Here is a 20,968-nt window from a genome sequence, read left to right on the forward strand (position 1 = left end):
ATCCGCCCGCCCGATGGTCCGTCATCGCGACGGCGACGCCCCGCCGATCATGCGCCGCGCCACCGCCGGATCCCAGCTTCTTTGCGGCTTCGGCAAAACGGGAGGACGGGCCGCCGGCGCGCGGTCCTGCTCCTGCTCCTGGTCCCAGTCCCGGGCGATGGTCATCCCACCAGGCTGAACCGGCCGCCGCCCCGGTCGAGCGGCAGGCCCGTGGCGCTCACCAGGGCATGGGCGGCGGCGCCGATCCGCATCCCGGAGACCTGTCTTCCGTGCCGGTCCGCGACCTTGGCCGGGCGGGTCGCCGCCCGCAGGGCCCGCCAGATCAGCCGGGTCTCCGCCGTCAGCAGCGCATGAACCGCCGGGCCCACCTCCGGCTCGTACCAGCGGACCGCGAGCCGGCCCGCCGCGAAGACCTCCTCCTGCTCCTCGCCGCCCGGCCGGACACGTCGTGAGCACAGCAGCTGGACGACCGCGGCGGGCACGGGGCCGGGTCCCGTCCCGGGCGCGGTGGCACCGGCCGGGAGCGGTATCAGGGTCTGGACCCCGCCACCGCACTCCAGCGCCTCCGGCGCCGACGGATGGGCGTGCGTCGGACGCTCGCCCGCCGGACCCGGTTGGCTGCACAGCCACCGGGCGGCCGGCAGCGCCTCGGCGATCCGAAGACCCGCCAAAGCCTCGTCGTCGGGCAGCAGCCAGACGGTGGTCACCGTGGACCGGGAGCCGTAGAAGGACATACGGCGAGCATCGCAGCACCCACTGACAACGCCCCCGCCACCGGTTCGCCGCCCGCCGCCGGGGCAAGCGCCCTATCGCCGTGGCGGCAATAGCCGAATCGCTATGATGGCCGGTCGTGGACCTGGTCAAGCATGTCCGGTACTTCATCGTCGTCACCGAGGAGAGACACTTCGGGCGGGCGGCGTACCGGCTCGGGATGGCGCAGCCGTCGCTGTCGCAGCGCATCCAGCGGCTGGAGCGGGAGCTGGGCGTCCGGCTCTTCGACCGCGGCGGACGGCAGGTCGATCTCACCGAGGGCGGCCGGCTGCTGCTGGCCGAGGCCCGGCCCCTGATCGAGCGGGCGGACGCCCTGCTGGGCGTGGCCGCCCGGGTACGCGCCGGTTCGGCGGGGGTGCTGCGGGCCGCCGTACCGCCCGAACTGGGCGGCGCGGTCGTGGCCGCCCTGGTCGAGGGTTTCCGGGACGGCTCCCCGGGCGTCCGGCTCGCCCTGCGGGAGCTGGGCCCCGCCGTCCAGCTGACCGAACTGCGGGCCGGGACCCTCGATGTCGGAGTGCTGCGGCACCCGGTGGACGTGGCCGGGCTCGGTCTGGGCGAGGTGCTGTGCCGCCCGTACGGGGTGCTGCTGCCCCGCCCGCCAGGCGGTGAGCGGTCCGACGCGGCACCGGACGGCCGCCGGCAGGCCCGGTCGGATGCCGGTCCCGTACGACCCGATGCCGTACGACCCGATCCTGTACGGTCCGACGAGGATCCGCCGTCCGGCGGCGGCCCGGTCCGGCTGGCGTCGCTCTCCGGTCTCGACCTGGTGCTCTTCCCCCGCCCGTCGGCGCCCGCCCTGCACGAGGAGATCCTCTCGGTCTGCCGCCGGCACGGCTTCGAGCCCGGTTCCGTACTGGCCGGGCAGGACCCCGAGTTCGTGGACGGCCTGGTCATGTCCGGGACGGCGGTCACCTTCGCCACCCGCGACCGCAAACGCCCGCCGGGGACGGCGTGGTACCCCCTGGAGGGCGAACCCTTGCTGGAACAGGTCTCCGCCGCCTGGGCGCGCGGACGTCAGGACGATCCGGCCGTCCGGTTCTTCACCGAGGTGACCGAGCGGGTACTCGCCGGTCCGGGAGGTATGACCCCGGTGATGGAGACGGCCGCGGCCCGGCGGACGGCCGTGCCCCGCCCCGCCTACGGATACACGGTATGAGGGCCCGGGAGCGGCGGCCCGGGACGGACCCGGCGGCGGAAGGGCCCGGTCCCGGTTCCACGACGGGCGTACGGTCCCGGATCCGGGCCGTCTTCGGCGACGCGGGCGTCACCGGGCGGCTGCACGCCCTGGACCTCACGACCGGCGCCGAGGTCGCCCTCGCCGCCGACACCCCGGTGAGCACCGCGAGCGTGCACAAACTCTGTCTCGCCGTCACCGTCCAGCGGTTCGCCGACGAGGGGCGGCTCGACCCCGACGAACAGGTCGAGTCCGGGCCCGCCGACCGCACCCCCGGCCCGACCGGTCTCTCGATGCTGACCGGAACGGTCCGGATGCCGGTCCGCGATCTGCTGGCGATGTCCCTGACCGTCAGCGACAACGCGGCGGCCGACCTGCTGATCGACCGGGTCGGACTCGACGGCGTCAACGCCGCCATGCGCGCCCTCGGACTGCGCCGTACCGTCGCCGTACTGACCATGCGCGAACTCATCGACTCGATCGACGAGGACTCCGGCGGCGACCCGGCCCGGCTGACCTCCGACCCGGCGACCCTCGCCCGGCTCCGGGTCCTCGACCCGGCCCGGGCCAACCGCAGCACCCCCCGGGAGATGACCCGGCTGCTCGCCGCCGTCTGGCGCGACGAGGCGTGCTCGCCCGGCCGAGCCCGCGAACTCCGAGACATCCTCGGGCGCCAGGTCTGGCCGCACCGCCTGAGCAGCGGTTTCCCCTACGACGACGTCCGGGTCCACGGCAAGACGGGCACCCTGCCCACCCTGCGCCACGAGGTCGGGGTGGTGGAGTACCCCGACGGCGGCCGGTACGCGGTCGCCGTCTTCACCCGCGCCGCGCGCGCCGCCGTCCGCCAGCCCGCCGCCGACGCGGCGATCGGCACGGCCGCCCGGCTCGCGGTGGAGGCGCTGCGCGCCGTGTGACCACCGGCCCGCCGGACGCCGGGACCCGCCGCCGTCAGAGCCAGCCGTGGCGCTGCGCCTGCAACGCCATCTGGAACCGGTTCGCCGCGCCCAGCCGGGCCATCAGAGTCTGGAGCCGCCGGTAGAGCGTACGGCGGCTGATCCCCAGCTCCCGGGCGATCACCTCGTCCGCCGCGCCGCCCGCGAGCAGCCAGAGGAGCCTGCGGTCGGCGGGCGGCAGTCCGCCGGGGCGGGTCGTACGGCCCTGGAACGGTACGGCGTTCCGCCAGGACTGCTCGAACAGGGCGACCAGCGCCGAGAAGAGTCCGCACGGCTGCACCACCAGCATGGTGTTGTGGACGTCGGCCTCCTCGATCGACAACGACACCAGGGCGTACGCGTCGTCGATGATCACCAGCTTGACCGGGACCGACGGCAGCACCCTGGCCTGCTCGCCCGCCCGGACGCACGGCTCGATCACCTCCTGGAGGCGGCCCGGGTACTCCAGCGACTCCCGGGAGTACACCACCCGCTGGGTCACCCCGCGGGCGAGGGTGGCCAGCGCGTCCCGGGTGGGGTCGGTGAGGGGGACGTAGGGCGGCGACTCGAACTGCCGGATCTGCTCCCGGGCGCTCGCCCAGGCCCGCCTGATCCGGGGCCCGACGGCATCACCGGTGACGACCTCCACCAGATCGTCGTTGTACGCGGCCAGCCGCTGCCGCCGGAACGAGTCGAACGCCCCCGAGACGGCGATCCGCGACTCCTCCACCTCGGCCGCCCGGTGCCGGGCCAGCAGCTCCAGACCCGCGGCGGGCGGTACGGGCGCGACCACGTCGCCGTCCGCCCGGGGCGCGCTGGCCAGCCCCGTGTCGACCAGGACCTGGTACGCCGCCGGGAAGTCCGGCTCGCCGACCCCGGAAGCCGCCGCGACCGCGCCGAGCGGCGCCGGGGCCAGGTCGAGGAGGGTCAGATAGATCCGGGCCGCCGCCGCGTCCAGCCCCAGCAGCCGCAGCGCCTCGCCGAGTCTCGCGTTCGTCATACGACCCATTGTCGGCCGTCCGCGCCGCGATGTGGCCGATCAGTGCCAGTGGCACTGCCCTGCCTCCGGGAAGGACGGCCCGGGATACGGTCCGTGTGCCGAGCCCGGGGCCCGAGGCCGCCGGGCCGGAACGGAGCCGTACCGGCACCCGTCGGGGCTCCGGCGCATCCACCGGGAAAGACCCACCAGGACAAGGGAGCACGACGTGGCGAAAGGCCGGAAGAACGGTCTCTACTCCGGGATCTCCCCGGAGCTGTCCGCCCTGATGCGGACGGGCTGGGCGGACACCGAACGGCACGATCTGACCCCCGACGAGCAGGCCCCGTACGCCGCCCGCCGCCGGGCCGCGCTCTCCGCCCGCTTCCCGGGCGAGCGTCTGGTGATCCCCTCGGGCGGCCTCAAGGTCCGCTCCAACGACGACACCTACCCCTTCCGCCCGTACACCGGATACGTTCATATGACCGGCGACCGGGCCAGGGACGGCGCCCTCGTCCTCGAACCCCGGGCCGAAGGCGGCCATGACGCCTACTGCTACCAGCTGCCCCGGGACAGCCGGGAGGACGACGAGTTCTGGACCGGGCCCACGGCCGAGCTGTGGATGGGCCGCCGCCGGTCGCTCGCCGAGGCCGCGACCGTACTCGGACTGCCCTGCCGCGACGTCCGTACCGCCGTCGACGACCTGGCCGCCGGATCCGGCGCGCCGACCCGGATCGTCCGCGGCATCGCCCCCGCCCTGGAGGCCGTCCTCAGTACCGACGAGGAGCGCGACGCCGAACTGGAAGAGGCCCTGAGCGACCTCCGTGCCGTCAAGGACGACTGGGAGATCGGCGAACTCCGGAAGGCCGTGGACTCCACCGTCCGGGGCTTCACCGACGCGATCGCCGAACTCTCCCGGGCGATCGCCTCGTCCGAGCGGTGGATCGAGGGCACCTTCTTCCGCCGCGCCCGGCTCGAAGGCAACTCCGTCGGCTACGGCTCCATCTGCGCCGCGGGCGACCACGCCACGATCATGCACTGGACCGACAACGACGGCCCGGTCCGCCCCGGCGAACTGCTGCTGCTCGACGCCGGAGTGGAGACCCACACCCTCTACACCGCCGATGTGACCAGGACGTTCCCCATCGGCGGCACCTTCACCCCGGTACAGCGGAAGGTGTACGACGCGGTCTACGAGGCGCAGGAGGCGGGGATGGCCGCCGTCCAGCCGGGCGCCGCCTACCGCGACTTCCACGAGGCGTCCCAGCGGTCCCTCGCCGCCCGGCTGGTCGAGTGGGGCTTCATCGAGGGCCCCGCCGACCGGGCGTACGAACTCGGCCTCCAGCGCCGCTTCACCATGGCGGGCACCGGCCATATGCTCGGCCTGGACGTCCACGACTGCGCGCAGGCCAGGAACGAGGAGTACGTCGACGGGGTGCTGGTGCCCGGGATGGTCCTCACCGTCGAGCCCGGCCTCTACTTCCAGCCGGACGATCTCACCGTGCCCGAGGACTGGCGCGGCATCGGCGTCCGGATCGAGGACGATCTGCTGGTCACCGAGGACGGGCACGAGAACCTGTCGGGCGGCCTGCCGAGGTCGGCGGCGGACGTGGAGGAGTGGATGGCCCGGTTCGCGGGCTGACCGTCCGGTCGGTCACGCGGCGCGGCGGGGGAGGGGCGGACGCCCGTCGCCGGGGGCCCGTACCGCCTTCGCTCCGGCCCCGTGGTCAGCCTGTCGGGCCCGCCCGGCCGGTCCAGCCGGGCGCCGGGGGTTCCCCGGCGCCCGCCGGGGTCCGGACTCCGCGGATCCAGCCGAGCAGATCGTCCGTGAGCCGCTCGCCGATCGCGGCGACGTCCCCGGCGGCGGCTTCGAGAGCCCCGGTTCCGCTTCCGCTTCCGGCCTCGGCTCGGGGTTCGGGCCGGGGTTCGGCGGCGGTGACGGCTTCGAGGGCGAGCCGGTGGACGGAGGTCCGGTCCCGGCCGTGGCGGCGCATGAACAGCCCACCGCCCGTGCCGTCCTCGCCGATCAGCACCCAGTGCGGCGCGCGGTCCGCGATCCCCCGGGCCTCGTTCCGCACCCCCAGCGCCTGCGGGCCGTACACCTGGCCGCCGTCGCGCAGCCGGACGCCCGGGGTGGCCCGCCACAGCCGGGCCACGGCCGGATTCGGCCCCTCCCGGAGCCCGCGCAGCAAAGCCGTTCGTACCGTCAGAAATCCGGCGAAGGAGTCGGCGAACGGCTCGTCCTCGCCGGTGAACGGATCGTGCCGGACCACCGGGTGCTCACCGTCGGCCCCGGCCGCGTCGAGGGCGAAGGAGTAGCGGTCGCCGCAGTCCCCGTCCTGATGGAACGGCAGCCGGTCACCCTCCGGCCGTCGCCCGGCGATGTCCGGCCCGCCGATATGACGGAGCGCGCCCACGGTCGCGATCTCCTGCCGGGCCACGGTCCCCTCGCCGTACTCCGCCAGCCACCAGCGATACGACGGGGAGAGCGGCCCGACGACGGACTCCGCCGCCCGTACCTCCGCCGCCGACTTGCCGGCACCCGGCCGGGGCGCGATCTCCGGGGTCGTGTCGATCAGATTCCGCAGGAGTTCGAGATCCGGCCGCATGGCGCGAGTCTGCCACAGGGCCCCTCGCCCGGACGCCGGGGCAGGACGGCTCCCGGTCCGCCCCCGAGGTGGCCGGAACCGGCCCACGGGCCGACCATGGAAGGACGGGGGAAGGACACCGGGGGTACCGGTTCACCGCCCATCGGGAGGCGCTCGTGGAACGCGCCGATCAGCCGGACGTCCTCGTCGTGGGCGCCGGTCCGGTCGGACTCACCGCCGCCGGAGAGCTGCGGCGGCGCGGTGTCTCCTGCCGGATCGCGGACCGGCTCCCCGAACGCCAGCCCTACGCCAAGGCCATCGGGATCCAGCCCCGCACCCTGGAGATCTGGGACCGGGCGGGGATGGTCCGGGAGATCCTGGACGCGGCCGTCCCCCTCCGCGGCCAGCTCACCTATGCCGACGGCGCCGAACAGGACCGGATCGAACTGGTCCTGCCGCCCGGAGTGCCGTACGGCTTCGCCGCGTTGCCGCAGTACGAGACGGAACGCGTCCTCGAAACCCGGCTCGCCCGCCTCGGCACCCGGGTCGAACGCGGCACGGAACTCGCCTCCTTCACCCAGGACGCCCGAGGTGTCACCAGCCGTCTCACCGGACCGGCGGGGGAGGAGGAGGTGCGCACCCGCTATCTGGTGGGATGCGACGGCGCGCACAGCACCGTCCGCAAGGCGCTCGGACTCGGCTTCGAGGGCGGCGCGTTCCCGGCCGCGTACATGCTGGCCGATGTGGTGCTCGACTGGGATCTGCCGCCCGGCTACGCGGTACGCGCCACCCGCCGGGGGGCGGACGGCACCGACGACGCTCCCGATGTGCTGATGTGCGTTCCGCTGCCCGGCGCCGGACGCTACCGGGTGTCCATGGCGGCCCCGCCCGAACTCGCCCGGGAGCGGCGGCCCGAGGACGCCGACGGGGTGGCGCACGGCCTCGGCGGCGGCGGGCTCCCCGGCCTCGACGACATCCAGCGGGTACTGGACCGGCTCTCCCCGAGGCCCGTCACGGCCTCCGCCGCCCGCTGGTCCTCCGTCTTCCGGATCAGCCACCGGATCGTCGACCGGTACGGCGCGGGCCGGGTCCTCGTCGCCGGCGACGCCGCCCATATCCATCCGCCGACCGGTGCGCAGGGCATGAACACCGGTATCCAGGACGCCGTCAATCTGGCCTGGAAACTCGCCCTCGCGCTCGACGGCGCCGCCCCGCCGGGGCTGGTCGCCAGCTACGACGCCGAACGGCGGCCGGTCGGCGAGGAGGTCGTCGGACGGACCGTGCGGCACGCCGCCGGGGGCGTCTCCGCCGACCCCGGCGATCCCGCGACCGTCCTGCTGCGCGAGGCCCAACTGCTGATCTCCTACCGGAACGGCCCCCTCGCGGGCCCGCCGGACCCGGCGGGCGACGGCCCCCAGCCGGGCGACCGCGCCCCCGACTGCGGCGGACTGGTCCGCGACATCGCCCGATATCCGCTCCGGCTCTACGACGTCCTGCGCGAACGCGACCAGGTACTCGTCCTGTACGGAACCCCCGAGGGCACGGACGTCGACGCGCTCACCGGGACGGGCACCACGACCACGGCGGAGGGGACGGACGACGCGGCGGAGGGGGCGTTCGGCGCCCCGCTCCACCGCTGTCTGGTCCTCGCCGAGGACGATCCGGCCCCCGTGACCCGGCTGCCGGTACTCCGGGACACCCGGGGCGAGTTCGCCCGGCAGTACGGCGCGAGCAAGCCGACCGCGTTCCTGATCCGCCCGGACGGCTATCTCGCGGCCAGGATCAGCCCGCCGACGGCCCGGGATCTGCGGGAGGGGTTCGCCCGCCTCCTCGGCGGGTGAGCCGGTCGCGCCCGGACATCTCCGCTTCGTCCCCGTCTCGTCCCTGCCGGGCTTGTCCCCGCCCGGCGCTCACCGTCCCGCCGCCGTCCCGTCCGTACCGAGCCCGACGACCCGGGACAGCCGGGCCACCGTCGCCTCCCGGTGCGCGACGACGATCAGGGTGCGGCCCGTCCGCAGCCCGGCGATCGCCGTCTCGGTCCGGCGGGCGGTCTCCGGGTCGAGATCGGCCGACGCCTCGTCCAGGACGAGTACCGCCGGATCGACCAGGGCGGCCCGGACCAGCCCGACGAGCTGGACCTCGCCCGCCGACAGCCCGCCCCCGGCCCCGCCGACGGGGGTCCGCAGACCGTCGGCGAGGGAGTCGACCCACTCGGTGAGGCCGAGCGCGCGAACGGCCGCCCGGATCCCGGCCTCGTCCGGCTCGCCGGGCACCAGCGCCAGATTGTCCGGCAGCGTGCCGCGGATCAGATGGACCCGCTGCGGTACGAGGACGAGCCGTTCGCGCAGCTCGTCCGCCGGGAGTTCGCGCAGATCCCGGCCGTCGTAGCGGATCCCGCCCGCGTCGGGGGTGTAGAGCCCGGTGAGCAGTTTCGCCAGGGTCGTCTTGCCCGCCCCGGTGGGGCCGGTGAGCCCGACCTGGTCCCCGGCCTCGAACCGCAGGGTCCGAGGTCACTCCCAGCCCGATCAGTACCAGCCGCACCCCGTGCGAACCGCCCCGGCCCGCCAGCAGAAAGACCACCAGGGCCGTGACCAGGCCGCCACCCACCGCCCCCAGCGCCGTCGCCGCCGCACCGGCGGCACCGCCGAGGGCGACGATCACGGCGATCGCGCCGGTCGCCGCGCCGCTGTTGAAGCCGACCACGTCCGGACTGGCCAGCGGATTGCGGGAGATGCTCTGGAAGACCGCGCCGCTCATTCCCAGCGCCGTGCCCACCAGGGCCGCCAGCAGGGCCTGCGGCAGCCGCTCCTGGTTCACGAAGTGGACCGCGAGCCGGTCGCCGGTGCCGTGGAAGAGGGCGCGAACCACCTCGGCCGGTGCCACCGGATAGGACCCGACCCCGAGACCGATCACCAGCGCCCCGGCCGACAGCAGTACCGCCAGCAGGCAGATCGCACCGGTCCGCGGATGCCACCGGAAAGCGATACGCCCGGCGAACAGGCTCACCGGCCGGGCCGGGCCCCCGCTCAGCGGCCCCGGGGCGCCGGCCGGCCGCCCCGGGCCGTCCGGAACCGTTCGACGCGGACCCGTCACAGCGCGATCTCCTTCCGGCGGCGCACCATGGCGATGAACACCGGGGCGCCCGTGACCGCCGTCACGGCCCCCACCTCCAACTCGTCACCGGGCAGCGCCACCCGGCCCACCACATCCGAGGCGAGCAGCGGAATCGGGGCCAGTACCAGGGAGTACGGCAGTACCCAGCGCAGATCGGGGCCGGTCAGCCAGCGCGCCACCAGGGGCACGACGAGCCCGACGAACGCGATCGGCCCCGTGGCGGCGGTCGCCGCCCCGCAGAGCAGGGTCACCGTCACCACGGCCGCCAGCCGGGTCCCGGCCACCCGGGCGCCGAGCGCCCGGCCCAGCTCGTCCCCGAGCGCCAGGGCGTTCAGCGGCCGGGCCATCAGCGGCGCCGCCACCAGACCGACCACCACGAACGGCACGAACTGCCCGGTCAGCGCCGGGTCGTGCCCGGCGAGCGAGCCGACCGACCAGAACCGCAGATACTCGAAGGACGCCGCGTCGAAGACGGTCACTCCGCCGATGACCCCGCCGAGGCAGGCGCTCACCGCCGCCCCGGCCAGGGCGAGCCGTACCGGGGTCGGCCCGCCGCGCCCCGAGGCGCCCAGCAGATACACCACCACGGTCGTCGCCCCCGCCCCGGCGAAGGCGAGCCATACGAGGGAGTGGAAGCCGCTCAGCCCGAGCACCCCGATCCCGAGGACCACGGCCGCGGACGCCCCGGCGTTCACCCCGAGCAGCCCCGGGTCGGCCAGCGGATTGCGGGTGACGGCCCGCATCACCGCGCCCGCGGCCCCCAGCGCCGCGCCGACGGCGAGCCCGGTGAGCGTGCGCGGCAGCGGGAGCTGCCGGATCACATCCGTGGTGTAGGAGCCGTCGTCGTACCGGATCGCCGACCAGACCTGGGCGAGTGACGTGTCCTTCGTCCCGATCCAGGTACTGACGACGACCATCAGCAGCAGGACGCCCAGGGCCAGCAGCAGCCCGGCGCCCCGCAGAACGACGGGGGCGGCGGCCTGTTCGCGATCGTCCCCGGGCCGGTGGCGCGGCCACGAGCGGCGCCTCGGGGCTCACCGGCACCGGCCGGCCGACCGGTCCCGGCGGACGGTCCCGGCCGCCGGATCGCGCGATACGGGGTCTTCGCGCGAGGCGGGGTCTTCGCCGGGACGGCGGTCACGCCGCCCCCGGGTCGGGAAGTCGTCCGGGTCGCCCCGCATGCTCTCAGCCCCTCCTCCTCGGCCCGGCGCGGACGGGCACGGGCGGGGCCGAGGACACGGCCCGGCCGTGCCCGTCCGCGCGGACGCACAGTGCCAACGGAAGTAAGGCTGACCTTAGTTCGATTGTGGTCCCGGTGATATCCACAGGCGGAAGGCCGCCCCCGGGCCGGGCGGGCCGCCCCGGTCCCTTCCCGGCGGGGCGGCCCGGTCGTTCACAGCAGTACGGCGCCGAGGACCAGGACGAACGCGAGGGCGGTGAGGCCCTGGACCAGGGTGGCCGCCGTCTGGGCGCGGTAGGCGGTCTTGACGTCCATGCCGGAGAACTGGGAGACGACCCAGAAATAGGAGTCGTTGACATGGCTCACGACCATCGCGCCCGCGCCGATCGCGAGGACCGCCATCACCTGCCCGATCGGTACGGAGCCCATCATGCCGTCGAGTCCGAGGGCGGGCAGCAGCGGCTGGGCCAGCGTGGAGGTGATGATCAGGGCGGCGGTGCTGCTGCCCTGCGCGGTCTTCAGCAGCGCGGCGAGCCCGAAGAGGACCAGCAGCGCCGTGACCCCGCTGACCGAGGAGCCGTCGCCGATCAGGGACGCGATGTAGTCGGCGATCGGCGTCCCCTTGATGACCGCGCCGAAGGCGCCGCCCGCGCCGGTGATCACCAGAATGGGCGCCGCGTCCACGAGTCCTTCGGCGACCCAGGTGGTCAGGGCCTTGGCATCACGCCGGGGCGGCAGCAGGGCCAGGGCCAGCAGAACGCCGATCAGCAGCGCGTTCACCGGATTCCCCAGATCGGTGAGGAAGGCGCCGAACACACCGTCGACCAGGGTGCCGTCACCGGACGGGAACGCGGCGACCGAACCGATCGCCATCAGCACGATGGGCACCACGATCGGCGCCAGCGCCCGGCTCATGGTGGGCAGCCGCTCGAACTGCTCCTTGTACTCCTCGAAGGTCTGCCGGGCGTCGGGCAGCTTGCTCTCCAGATCGCCGGTCCGGCGCAGCGCCCAGGCCAGCCCGGCGCCCGCGGCGACCAGCGAGACGGGAATGCTGAAGAGGATGACCCAGATCAGACCGTCCGAGCCGATCCCGACATTGCCCGCGGCGGCGATCGGCCCGGGGGTCGGCGGTACGAAGGTGTGGGAGGCGTAGAGCCCGGTGGCCAGCGCCGTACCGAGGACGACGGGGTTCTTGCCGGTCTTGCGGGCTATGGACCGCTGGAGCGGGGAGAGCACCACATAGCCCGAGTCGCAGAAGACCGGGACCGAGACCACCCATCCCATCAGGGACATGGCCAGCGCCGGATGGCGTTTGCCGACGACCTTGAGGACGCCCTCGGCCAGGGTGACGGCCGCTCCGGTCCGCTCCAGCACCTTGCCGATGATGGTGCCGAAGAGAATGACCAGACCGATGCTGGCCAGGATCGAGCCGAAGCCCTCCGCGATGGTTCCGGCGAGGTTGTCCACGAACCTCTGGTCGGCCCCGGAGGCCGCCCCGATACCCATGGCCAGCAGGCCGAAGGCGTAGGTCGCCAGCACGATGGCGAGGAAGGGGTGCAGACGGAACCGTCCGCACAGGACGATGATCAGCCCGATGCTGGCCGCCAGGGCGGCGAGCAGGGCGGGGCCGGTAGTGCTCATGGGACTCCTACCAGGGGACGGTACGGACAGGGACGGCGGTTCTACGGCTCCGGCGGTGCCGGTCCGGGGTCGGCGAGGCGGACGGGCGAGCGGGCCGGTCGGCGTGCGCCGGCGGGGGAGCGGGCGCCCGGGCGCGAGGGTGGGGCGAGTCGGCGGTACGGGCCGTCAGGCGACGCGCAGCCGCAGTGTCTGCTCGGCCGCCGCGGCCAGCAGCCGGGGCGCCGACTCGCTCATCTCGGCCAGCGCGCGGGGCCCGTCGGCGATACTGAACGCCGCCGTGAGACCGAGGCCGTGCAGTTCGGTCAGCGGCGGTACGATCTGGCCCGCCAGCGCCACGGCCGGAATGCCGCGGGCGGCGGCCAGCCGGGCGACCAGGGAGACGACCTTGCCCCCGGCGCTCTGGTCGTCCAGCCTGCCTTCGCCGGTGAGTACCAGATCGGCCCCGTCGAGCGCGGCGGGCAGTCCGACGGCGTCCGCCACGAGCTCGCAGCCGGGCAGGGCCTCGGCGCCGAGGAGCGCGAGCAGCCCGCCGCAGGTGCCTCCGGCGGCCCCCGCCCCCGGTACGTCGTGGACGGCGACGCCCGTCCGCTCGGCGAGCACGTCCGCCAGCCGGGCCAGCCCGCGTTCGAGGATCCGGACCTCTTCGGGCCCCGCGCCCTTCTGCGGACCGAAGACGGCCGCCGCGCCACGCGGCCCGATCAGCGGATTGGTCACATCGCAGGCGATCCGGAACCGGGTCCGGCGGATCTGCTCCGGTACGCCTCCGGTGTCGATCCGGTCGAGATCGGCGAGGGCGCCCCCGCCGGGGGGCAGTTCGGCGCCCGAGGCGGCCAGGAAGCGGAAGCCGAGGGCGCGCAGCAGCCCCGTACCGCCGTCGGTACTGGCGCTGCCGCCGACGCAGACCAGCACCGAACGGGCGCCGCGCCGGATCGCGTCGGCGACCAGCCGCCCGGTGCCGGTGGTGTCGGCGCGCAGCGGATCGCGGTGCGCGGGGTCGACCAGGGGCAGCCCGGAGGCGGCGGCGAGTTCGACCACGGCGGAGGCCCGGCCGGGGTCGAGGAGGTAGCGGGCCGTGACGGGCGCGCCGAGCGGGCCCTCGACATCGAGCCGGATCTCCCGGCCGCCGGTGGCGGCGCCGACGCAGTCGAGGGTGCCCTCGCCGCCGTCGGCCATGGGTATCCGGACGACTTCGGCGCCGGGTACGGCACGCAGTACCCCGGTCTGCATCGCCGCGCACACCGCGTCGGCGGTCAGACTGCCCTTGAAGGAGTCGGGAGCGAGCACCACACGCACAAAAGAAGCCTTCCTCGGAGGAACGGGAAAACGGGCAACAGGAGAGAGTGAGGAAAAGGGAAAGGGGGAAGATTTCGGCTTCGCGATGAGCCGTGACGGCACTCTAGGCACTGCGGGTACGTCCGAGTACTGGTGTGGTAAACGGATTTTCCCGGCGGTCCGGCCGGTGGTTTTGTGCGCCGCGCACAATGGCGGGGCGGTCGTGCGTGACAGCGGCGGTCGTGCGTGACGGCGGCGGAGGGGCCCGCTACGCGGGGTCGTCCAGATGCAGCGCCGCCTGGAGGATGACGGCGTCCTGGAAGACCCGGGGATCGCGGCCGGTCAGTTCGGTGATCCGGCCCAGCCGGTACGCGAGGGTGTTGCGGTGCACCCGCAGCCGGTCGGCCGACTCGGCGACGCCCCGGTTGAGTTCGAAGTACACCCGCAGGGTGCGGCGCAGCTCGGCGGAGAGCGGCCCGAGGACCCGTTCGGCCGCGGCGGACCGTACGTCCTCGTCCAGCCTGCCGAGCAGGACCACCAGTTCGAGATCGGCCAGCCGGACCTCGCCGGTCAGCGGTCGGCGCAGGGCGAGCCGGGCGCGTTCGGCCCGCTCCAGGAGGGTCGGGAAGTCCTCCGCCCGGCCCGCGTCCAGCACCCCGGCCGCCGGGTCCCGCGCGCAGAGCCGGGAGAGCCGGTGGCGCAGGGCGGCCGGATCGCCGCCGCTGACGACCCACACGGTTCCCGTCCCGTCGGGAACGATCAGTGCCGCGCGTTCGTCGGTCTCCAGCAGCCGGTACGGCTCGCGCGGCTCACCGCCCGGGCCCGGGCCGAGCCCGCCGCCGCGGACCGCGAAGAGGGCGAACGGGGCCTCGACCCGGCAGCCGCCGAGCTGTTGCCCCTGCCGCCAGCCGGCCTCGGTCAGCCGTCCGGCCAGCAGATCGCCGACCGTCTGCCGCCGTACCTGGTGCCGCCAGCCGACCTCGCCCGCGAAGGTCTCCCGCATCATCATCAGTTCGGCGAGCCGGGCCACGGCCCGGGCGATCTCACCGACCTCGTCCGGCTCGCCGCGGACACCGACCACACCCGTGATCCGGCCGTCCACCCGGAGCGGCAGATTGACCCCGGCCTGGGTCCCGCCGAGCGTCCGTGCCGCGTCCCGGGTCAGCGACAGGGGCGCCCCGGTACGCAGTACCCGTACGGCACCTTCGTGTACGGTCCCCACTCGGGACCGGTCGCTGCTGGCGATGATCACCCCGTGCTCGTCCATGATGTTCACCCGGACCCCGAGCCGGGTGACGACATCGTCGACGATCGACTGGGCGATGGAATCCACGAACATTTCCGGAATATACAACTTCCGTCCGCGAGGGCGGAGGGTTACCACCGGTGCCGGGCCGGACACCCGGCCCGGACCTGCCGCGCCGGGGGCGTACGGACGCGGTGACTCCCCCGGGACGGGGGGCCGGGGGAGTCACCGCGCGGCCGGTCGCCGGAAACGTTTCTCAGGCGTGGCCCCAGAGGTCGTAGTAGCCCGAGCCGTTCAGGCTGCACCACCAGACCTTGCCCCACATCGGTTCCAGGGCCTTGCCCGCGGCCTGACACGCTTCGTAGGTGGTGTACGTGCCGTGGATCCGCCACGGCCAGGGGACCCCGGCGGTGGTGTCGGTCGCCTGGGCGCCGGGTCCGGCCGCCGCTGCGGCCGGGACGGCGCCCAGGGAGAGCGCCACCGCCGCGACGGCGGTGCCGAGAACGATTCCGGTGCGTCTTAACACGGGTGACTCCCTCGGGAAGGAGAAAGGTGCGACGAGGCGGAGAGGAACTGCGGTACGGATGCCCCGCGAGCCGCGGTGGCGAGGAGAAACGTAGCGACGCCCCCGGGTCCGGACAAGAGGTCTACACCAATGATCTCCGTCGATCTCCGTCGTACGAGCCCGGAACGGCACCCCGGCCCCAGCTGTCCCGGGGGCCACGCCAGTCCCGTGGTTACTCGCCCGTACCGCGCCGGGAGGTGAGGACGGCCGTGACCGTACCGAGGGCCGTCACCGCCGCGATGCCCAGGATCATCAGCCGCGCCGAGGTGAGCAGCGAGTCACCGCCCAGGGTGACCAGGGTGCCCGCCAGGGCGGAGGCGACCGCGTAGGCGATCAGCTGGGTGGTGTTGAGGGCGGCAGCGGCCTTGCTGCCCTCGCTCTCGTCGGCGCCGCTGCGCATCGCCGCGACGCTCAGATGCGGGAAGGCCAGCCCGATGCCCGCGCCCGCGACGAACAGTACGACGGCCCAGACCGCCATCAGCACGGCGGACGGCGCGTCGCTCTGGAGCAGCCCGTAGCCGATCAGGCCCGCCGTCAGCAGGACCGGCCCGGTCCGGACGGCCGTACGCCGCGCGCGGTCCGTCGCGAAACCGACACTGACCAGCTGCGCCACCACCCAGCCGACCGACAGCGCGGCCCCCAGCAGCCCCGCGGTGAACGGGCCGAGCCCGCCCAGCTCCTGGCCGAACAGGGGGATGAAGGTCTCGGCCATCACCCCGGCGCAGAGGGCGGCGACCGTCAGATAGACCCACCTCAGCCCATTGCCCGGCCGGTACGCCAGGGACGGCAGAACGGTCGTCGTGGCCCGCCGCTCGACGGCGAGGAATCCGGCCAGCAGCGCCAGCCCGGCCGCGATGGCCGTACCCGTGGCCCAGCCCCGGGGAACGGAGGAACTGAGCCCGAAGGCAGCGGCGGCGAGCGTCAGCAGGGCGAGCGACGCCAGCGGGACGGCGACCGGAGCGCCCTTTCCGGCGGGGCGGCCCGGCAGCGCGCGGACGGCGAGCGCCGCCGACACCAAGGCGGCGGCGGTCAGCAGGGCGTACGCCCAGCGCCAGGCGCCCAACTCGGCGAAGAGACCGCCGAGGGCCGGTCCCACGAGGGTGCCCACACCCCACATCGCGGAGACCAGCCCGGCCGCGCGGGCCCACAGCCGGTCCGGCAGCGCGCCGCGGATCACCGCATAGCCGAGCCCGGCCAGCAGCCCGCCGCCCAGGCCCTGCACCACCCGTCCGGCGACCAGGAGCTCCATCGAGGGACTGACGGCGTTGATGACCGCCCCGGCCCCGAAGACGACGAAGCCGGTGACATAGGCACGGGCGGCGCCCAGCCGGGCGAGCGCCCCGCTGACCAGCATGGAGGCGATCACGGCGGCCATCAGGAATCCGGTGGCGACCCAGGCGTAGTACCGGGCGCCACCGATATCGGCCACGATCGACGGCATCAGCGCCGCCGTGAAGTAGAGATTCATCGCGTACAGCGCGACGCCTCCGGCCAGGGTCAGCACGGTGGCGAGATGGTCACGCGAGAACAACTCCCCCCAGCCGCCGCTCGGGGCGGTGGCCGGACCTGTGGGGGAGGAGGTGGACGGGTCGGGGGACGTAGTCGATGAAGTCACGTCACGCTACGGTAGAACTTCAACCGAACTTGAAGTCAAGGAGACCGTTGTGGAACGGCGCGCGAGCGATCTGCTGACCGTGGGCGAGGTCGCGAAGCGGGCGGGCATCGCGACCTCGGCGGTCCGCTTCTACGAGGACCAGGGCCTGATCTCCGCCGAACGTTCCCCCGGCAACCAGCGTCGCTACCGCCGCCACGTCCTGCGGCGGATCTCCCTGATCCTGGCGGCCAAGCGCCTCGGCATCCCGCTGTCCGAGGTGGCGGAGATCTTCTCGACGCTCCCCGAGGGCCGGATGCCGGGCCAACGCGACTGGGAACGCATCTCCCGCCGCTGGGCGGCCCATCTGGAGGCCAGACGCCGCGAGATCGAACGCCTGGAGGAGGAACTGACCGGCTGCATCGGCTGCGGCTGCCTCTCACTCCGACGCTGCGGGGTGCTCAACCCGCAAGACACCTTGAGCGCACAGGGCGCGGGCCCCCGCCGCCTGATTCCGGAAGGCGCGGACTGACCCCTCCCGGCGCGCTGACGCACTGGGATATCCCCGCAGGCGCGGGGTCGACGTACGACGGTAGTGCTTCTCGTCCGCGACCGGCGGAAAACCCCCGCACACGCGGGGCCGACCCCTCCAGCGTGATGCTGCGGCCCTCCTGCATGGGAACATCCCCGCACACGCGGGGCCGACACTTGTTCACCAGCGGGTCTGTCGGCGATCAAGGCCGTTTTCATTTAGTTGCTTCAGTAGCAGCCGGGGCCCTGAAGCGGACCGATCTCGGCGATTCTACGTCGGCGAACTCCGGTCGTCATGACGCGTCATTCGACGGTCCGCGCCGGGAATGCCGGGTGTCGGCTCCGAGGGGAAGGGGCCTCGGGCGGTCGACGGAGCGCGCCCGGGTGCAAGCCGACAACCCCTCAGCGGGAGGCGACCGCGCGCCAGTATGGCGGATCGGTCATGCTCATTTCAACCATGGTGTAGTCAGAGCCGAGCCGGTAAGTTGTCGCTCGCACAGCGGACACGGAGTCCCGGAAAGCGGCGATCCCGCTGGGGTCCATCGTGCCGATGTGCGGCTGACGCCCCCTCACGAGGCCGGGGGCGCCCGGACCCCGGACGGTCCTCGTCGCCGTCCGCCCCGCCATCCGCTGTGTTCACGCGCACCACCCTCCGCCGCCCCGCGCGGCGAGCTGTCCCCACCTTCCGCGCCCCGCCCGCGTCGTATCCGGACATCCCCATGTCCCCGTACCACGGCGGCCCGCGCGTTCCCCCACACCGGCCGCCGGGATCCGCGCGGCCGGACGACGAAAGGTGTCAGCCCTCCATGCGCTCACCCCACATCGGTGCCCTTGCCGCCGGAGCCCTCGGTATCGCCCTCCCCATCGCGCTCCTTCCGGGTACCGGTACCGCCGCTCCCGCCCCTGCCCCCGTGCCCCTGGTCTCCGTCGCCCAGGCGCCCGCCGACACGGAGATCAAGGGCCGGTACATCGTCACGGTCAAGGCCGGTACTGACGCCGCCGCCGTCGCCGACGCGAAGTCGATCAGAACCGACTACGTCTACGACAAGGTCATCAACGGCTTCTCGGCGACCCTGACGACCACCCAGCTCAACACCCTGCGCGCGGACTCCCGGATCGCCTCCATCGAGGAGGACCAGAAGGTCGTCTCCGTCGCGACGCAGAACAACGCGCCCTGGGGCCTGGACCGAATAGACCAGCGCACCGGGCGCAACACCACCTACACCTACAACGGCACGGGCGCCGGGGTCACCGCCTACATCATCGACTCCGGTATCTACACCGCGCACCCCGACTTCGGGAACCGGGCCCGTAACGTCTTCGACGCCTTCGGCGGCAACGGCCAGGACTGCAACGGCCACGGCACCCATGTCGCGGGCACCGTCGGCGGCGGTACCTACGGCGTCGCCAAGGGCGTCCAGCTCCGCGGTGTGAAGGTCCTCAACTGTCAGGGCTCGGGCTCCTTCTCCGCGATCATCGCGGGCTTCGACTGGGTCCGGCAGAACGCCGTCAAGCCCGCCGTCGCCAACGCGTCCCTCGGCGGCGGCTACTCGGCCGCGCTGAACAACGCCGCCACGAACCTCGCCAACTCGGGCGTCCACACCACCGTCGCCGCGGGCAACAACAACCAGAACGCCTGCAACTTCTCCCCGGCCAGCGCGCCGGGCGCCCTCTCCGTCGCCGCCTCCGACTCGGGCGACAACAAGGCGAGCTTCAGCAACTACGGCAACTGCACCGACCTCTACGGCCCCGGTGTGGGTGTGGTCTCCACCCGGATGGGCGGCGGCACCACCAGCATGAACGGTACGTCGATGGCCGCCCCGCACGTCGCCGGTGTCGCGGCCCTCTACAAGGGCGCCTACGGCGAGGCCAGCAGCACCACGGTCAACAACTGGATCATCAACAACAGCACCGCCAATGCCATCCGGGGCAACGTCAGCGGCACCCCCAACCGGCTGCTGTTCAAGTCGACCCTCTGACGGCACACACCGCGATGACGCGCCTCGGGAGCCGGACGGCTCACGTCACCTGTTCGCCGCCCCGGCGGTGACCGGCGCGTGAGAAGCGAGGGGCCCGGCCGGGCGACCGGCCGGGCCCTGTCGCGCCCCGCGCGGGGTGACGTACCCGGCAGGAGACGGCCTACGTCCTCCCGTCCGCGGCCCCGGCTCCACTCGGCGCGGCCTCTCCGTCCGCCCCGATCTCCGCGCCCGGCAGGCCGTCCCGGTCGTCCCGCGCGATCCGCGCCGTCCGCGCGGGACGGGCGAGTACGGCCCGCAGCGCGTCGGAGGAGGCCACTATCGCCCCCGCGGTGATCAGGACACACGCCGCCGCCACCGGCCAGCCCGCGTCCGCCCGGCCCGTCGCCACCAGAAGCCCCGTCGACAGCAGGGGCGCGAAGTACGACAGGGTGCCCAGTAGCCGGATGTCGCCGTGCTTGGTGCCCCGGTCCCAGACGTAGAACGCCCCTCCCACCGGGCCGAGCCCCAGTGCCACGACGGCCGCCCACTCCACCGCGTCCCGGGGCCACACCGTCTCCTCGAAGACCAGATGCGCCCCTGCCGCGAGGACGGCCGTCGCCAGACAGAAGCAGGCGACCATGGCCGTCGGCACCTGCGGATAGCGGCGGTTGGCGACCGAGTAGCCGGACCAGGCGACCGCGCAGACGGCCGCCGCCGCGTAACCCGGCAGATACTCGCCCCGGAACTCCACCCCACCGCCCCCGGTCACCAGCAGGAACGTTCCACCGAGCCCTAGTGCCGCACCCGCCGCATGCCACCAGCGCAGCCGCTCCCCGGGGAGCAGCGCCGACAGGACGACGATCAGCAGCGGCCACAGATAGGCGATCAGCCCCGCCTCGGCGGCGGGCGCGTTGTCCAGCGCCAGGAAGTAGAAGAAGTGATAGCCGAAGAGCCCGCCGATGCCGAGAGCCCAGGCCCCGCGCGGCAGCCCGCGTCCGCGTAGTCCGCCGCGGAGTACGAGCGGAAGGCCGATCAGTCCGCCGACGGCGAAGGCCATCGCGGTGAGCTGGAACGGCGGGATGTCCCCGGTGAGTGTGGTGAAGAGGGCCAGTGACGCCCACAACAGCACCGCGACGGCACCGACCCCGGTGGCCCGCAGCCGCGCCCCCGCGTCCCCCGCCCCCGGATTCACCGCCACCGGGCCCGCGCCCGCGCCCGCCCGGCCACCGTCTCCCACTGCCCCGCCGTCCACCGCCACCCCGACGACCTCCGTTCCCTCTCCCGGCCCGGCCCGTCGCACGGGCGGTGGCCCCGGGTCCACGGGGCCGGGGGTATCCTCGGCCATTTCCCGCACCTCACGCCATACCCGGCCGTTCAATCCCCACCCGGATCACCCCTCGCGACCGCCCCCACCGCCCCATTACGGAAC

At 73.9% G+C, this 20,968-nt stretch carries 18 protein-coding genes and 1 pseudogene; 6 read left to right on the plus strand and 13 right to left on the minus strand.

The annotated features are described in order from the left end of the window. Positions 1-21: 21 nt before the first annotated feature. Both ABZ714_RS00815 and ABZ714_RS00820 read right to left on the minus strand, forming a co-directional pair. Positions 22-165 carry a hypothetical protein gene (locus ABZ714_RS00815; protein WP_358822940.1) on the minus strand — a complete coding sequence of 48 codons (144 nt, stop codon included), beginning with the start codon at positions 163-165 and terminating at the stop codon, positions 22-24. Continuing rightward, a complete protein-coding gene (locus ABZ714_RS00820; protein WP_358822941.1) occupies positions 162-734 on the minus strand; it encodes a hypothetical protein in 573 nt (190 codons plus the stop codon). The genes ABZ714_RS00815 and ABZ714_RS00820 overlap by 4 nt, the downstream gene beginning before the upstream one ends. A 116-nt stretch (positions 735-850) precedes the next feature. Here ABZ714_RS00820 and ABZ714_RS00825 point away from each other — a divergent pair, with 116 nt between their 5' ends. Together ABZ714_RS00825 and ABZ714_RS00830 are read left to right on the plus strand one after the other, a co-directional pair. After that, the gene (locus tag ABZ714_RS00825; RefSeq protein ID WP_358822942.1) at positions 851-1,927 is read left to right on the plus strand and encodes a LysR substrate-binding domain-containing protein; all 1,077 of its coding nucleotides are present in this window, start codon (positions 851-853) and stop codon (positions 1,925-1,927) included. Further along, positions 1,924-2,859, plus strand: coding sequence for a serine hydrolase (locus tag ABZ714_RS00830; RefSeq protein WP_358822943.1), 936 nt, complete (start codon positions 1,924-1,926; stop codon positions 2,857-2,859). Before ABZ714_RS00825 ends, ABZ714_RS00830 begins: the two co-directional genes overlap by 4 nt. Positions 2,860-2,893: 34 nt before the next feature. On the opposite strand, the gene ABZ714_RS00835 is transcribed toward ABZ714_RS00830, so the two are convergent. After that, positions 2,894-3,877 (minus strand): helix-turn-helix transcriptional regulator, encoded by a 984-nt coding sequence (locus ABZ714_RS00835; protein ID WP_358822944.1) that lies wholly within the window; start codon positions 3,875-3,877, stop codon positions 2,894-2,896. 205 nt (positions 3,878-4,082) lie between these two features. Here ABZ714_RS00835 and ABZ714_RS00840 point away from each other — a divergent pair, with 205 nt between their 5' ends. Next, entirely contained in the window at positions 4,083-5,495 is a 1,413-nt protein-coding gene (locus ABZ714_RS00840; protein ID WP_358822945.1) for an aminopeptidase P family protein, read from the plus strand. An 85-nt stretch (positions 5,496-5,580) separates the two neighbouring features. On the opposite strand, the gene ABZ714_RS00845 is transcribed toward ABZ714_RS00840, so the two are convergent. Beyond that, positions 5,581-6,462 carry an SMI1/KNR4 family protein gene (locus ABZ714_RS00845; protein ID WP_358822946.1) on the minus strand — a complete coding sequence of 294 codons (882 nt, stop codon included), beginning with the start codon at positions 6,460-6,462 and terminating at the stop codon, positions 5,581-5,583. Between the two features lie 155 nt (positions 6,463-6,617). On the opposite strand from ABZ714_RS00845, the gene ABZ714_RS00850 reads away from it, so the two are divergent. Next, positions 6,618-8,282 carry an FAD-dependent monooxygenase gene (locus ABZ714_RS00850; protein ID WP_358822947.1) on the plus strand — a complete coding sequence of 555 codons (1,665 nt, stop codon included), beginning with the start codon at positions 6,618-6,620 and terminating at the stop codon, positions 8,280-8,282. Between the two features lie 69 nt (positions 8,283-8,351). On the opposite strand, the gene ABZ714_RS00855 is transcribed toward ABZ714_RS00850, so the two are convergent. The 8 genes and pseudogenes from ABZ714_RS00855 to ABZ714_RS00890 all read right to left on the minus strand — a co-directional run bounded on the left by ABZ714_RS00855 (position 8,352) and on the right by ABZ714_RS00890 (position 17,074). Then, a complete protein-coding gene (locus tag ABZ714_RS00855; RefSeq protein ID WP_358822998.1) occupies positions 8,352-8,942 on the minus strand; it encodes an ATP-binding cassette domain-containing protein in 591 nt (196 codons plus the stop codon). Positions 8,943-9,009: 67 nt separating this feature from the next. Beyond that, positions 9,010-9,534, minus strand: a pseudogene (locus ABZ714_RS00860) (iron chelate uptake ABC transporter family permease subunit); the annotation flags it as partial. Beyond that, positions 9,531-10,472: an iron chelate uptake ABC transporter family permease subunit gene (locus ABZ714_RS00865; RefSeq protein ID WP_358822948.1), complete on the minus strand. Its 942-nt coding sequence runs from the start codon at positions 10,470-10,472 to the stop codon at positions 9,531-9,533. The gene ABZ714_RS00865 and the pseudogene ABZ714_RS00860, both read right to left, overlap by 4 nt. A 476-nt stretch (positions 10,473-10,948) precedes the next feature. Continuing rightward, positions 10,949-12,376 (minus strand): GntP family permease, encoded by a 1,428-nt coding sequence (locus tag ABZ714_RS00870; protein ID WP_358822949.1) that lies wholly within the window; start codon positions 12,374-12,376, stop codon positions 10,949-10,951. Between the two features lie 165 nt (positions 12,377-12,541). Beyond that, positions 12,542-13,669, minus strand: coding sequence for a glycerate kinase (locus ABZ714_RS00875; RefSeq protein WP_358822950.1), 1,128 nt, complete (start codon positions 13,667-13,669; stop codon positions 12,542-12,544). 247 nt (positions 13,670-13,916) lie between these two features. Further along, a complete protein-coding gene (locus tag ABZ714_RS00880) occupies positions 13,917-14,987 on the minus strand; it encodes a sugar diacid recognition domain-containing protein (protein WP_358822951.1) in 1,071 nt (356 codons plus the stop codon). A gap of 163 nt (positions 14,988-15,150) precedes the next feature. After that, complete coding sequence (locus tag ABZ714_RS00885) at positions 15,151-15,420, minus strand: hypothetical protein (protein WP_358822952.1); 270 nt, start codon at positions 15,418-15,420, stop codon at positions 15,151-15,153. A 211-nt stretch (positions 15,421-15,631) separates the two neighbouring features. Continuing rightward, positions 15,632-17,074 (minus strand): MFS transporter, encoded by a 1,443-nt coding sequence (locus tag ABZ714_RS00890; protein ID WP_358822953.1) that lies wholly within the window; start codon positions 17,072-17,074, stop codon positions 15,632-15,634. A 49-nt stretch (positions 17,075-17,123) separates the two neighbouring features. Here ABZ714_RS00890 and soxR point away from each other — a divergent pair, with 49 nt between their 5' ends. Together soxR and ABZ714_RS00900 are read left to right on the plus strand one after the other, a co-directional pair. Continuing rightward, complete coding sequence (soxR, locus tag ABZ714_RS00895; RefSeq protein WP_358822954.1) at positions 17,124-17,582, plus strand: redox-sensitive transcriptional activator SoxR; 459 nt, start codon at positions 17,124-17,126, stop codon at positions 17,580-17,582. Between the two features lie 805 nt (positions 17,583-18,387). Continuing rightward, entirely contained in the window at positions 18,388-19,560 is a 1,173-nt protein-coding gene (locus ABZ714_RS00900; RefSeq protein ID WP_358822955.1) for a S8 family peptidase, read from the plus strand. Between the two features lie 160 nt (positions 19,561-19,720). Here ABZ714_RS00900 and ABZ714_RS00905 read toward each other — a convergent pair whose 3' ends face one another. Further along, a complete protein-coding gene (locus tag ABZ714_RS00905) occupies positions 19,721-20,884 on the minus strand; it encodes a DMT family transporter (protein ID WP_358822956.1) in 1,164 nt (387 codons plus the stop codon). Positions 20,885-20,968: the final 84 nt, after the last annotated feature.

Origin of the sequence: Streptomyces sp. NPDC006798 (assembly GCF_040635975.1) — a bacterium.
Lineage (GTDB): Bacteria > Actinomycetota > Actinomycetes > Streptomycetales > Streptomycetaceae > Streptomyces.

Coding starts and splice junctions, on each gene's coding strand:
- ABZ714_RS00845 (WP_358822946.1), bottom strand. CDS start 6,462: ATGCGGCCGGATCTCGAACTCCTGCGGAATCTGATCGACACGACCCCG.
- ABZ714_RS00865 (WP_358822948.1), bottom strand. CDS start 10,472: ATGGTCGTCGTCAGTACCTGGATCGGGACGAAGGACACGTCACTCGCC.
- ABZ714_RS00900 (WP_358822955.1), top strand. CDS start 18,388: ATGCGCTCACCCCACATCGGTGCCCTTGCCGCCGGAGCCCTCGGTATC.
- ABZ714_RS00820 (WP_358822941.1), bottom strand. CDS start 734: ATGTCCTTCTACGGCTCCCGGTCCACGGTGACCACCGTCTGGCTGCTG.
- ABZ714_RS00905 (WP_358822956.1), bottom strand. CDS start 20,884: ATGGCCGAGGATACCCCCGGCCCCGTGGACCCGGGGCCACCGCCCGTG.
- ABZ714_RS00830 (WP_358822943.1), top strand. CDS start 1,924: ATGAGGGCCCGGGAGCGGCGGCCCGGGACGGACCCGGCGGCGGAAGGG.
- ABZ714_RS00880 (WP_358822951.1), bottom strand. CDS start 14,987: ATGTTCGTGGATTCCATCGCCCAGTCGATCGTCGACGATGTCGTCACC.
- ABZ714_RS00815 (WP_358822940.1), bottom strand. CDS start 165: ATGACCATCGCCCGGGACTGGGACCAGGAGCAGGAGCAGGACCGCGCG.
- ABZ714_RS00835 (WP_358822944.1), bottom strand. CDS start 3,877: ATGACGAACGCGAGACTCGGCGAGGCGCTGCGGCTGCTGGGGCTGGAC.
- ABZ714_RS00870 (WP_358822949.1), bottom strand. CDS start 12,376: ATGAGCACTACCGGCCCCGCCCTGCTCGCCGCCCTGGCGGCCAGCATC.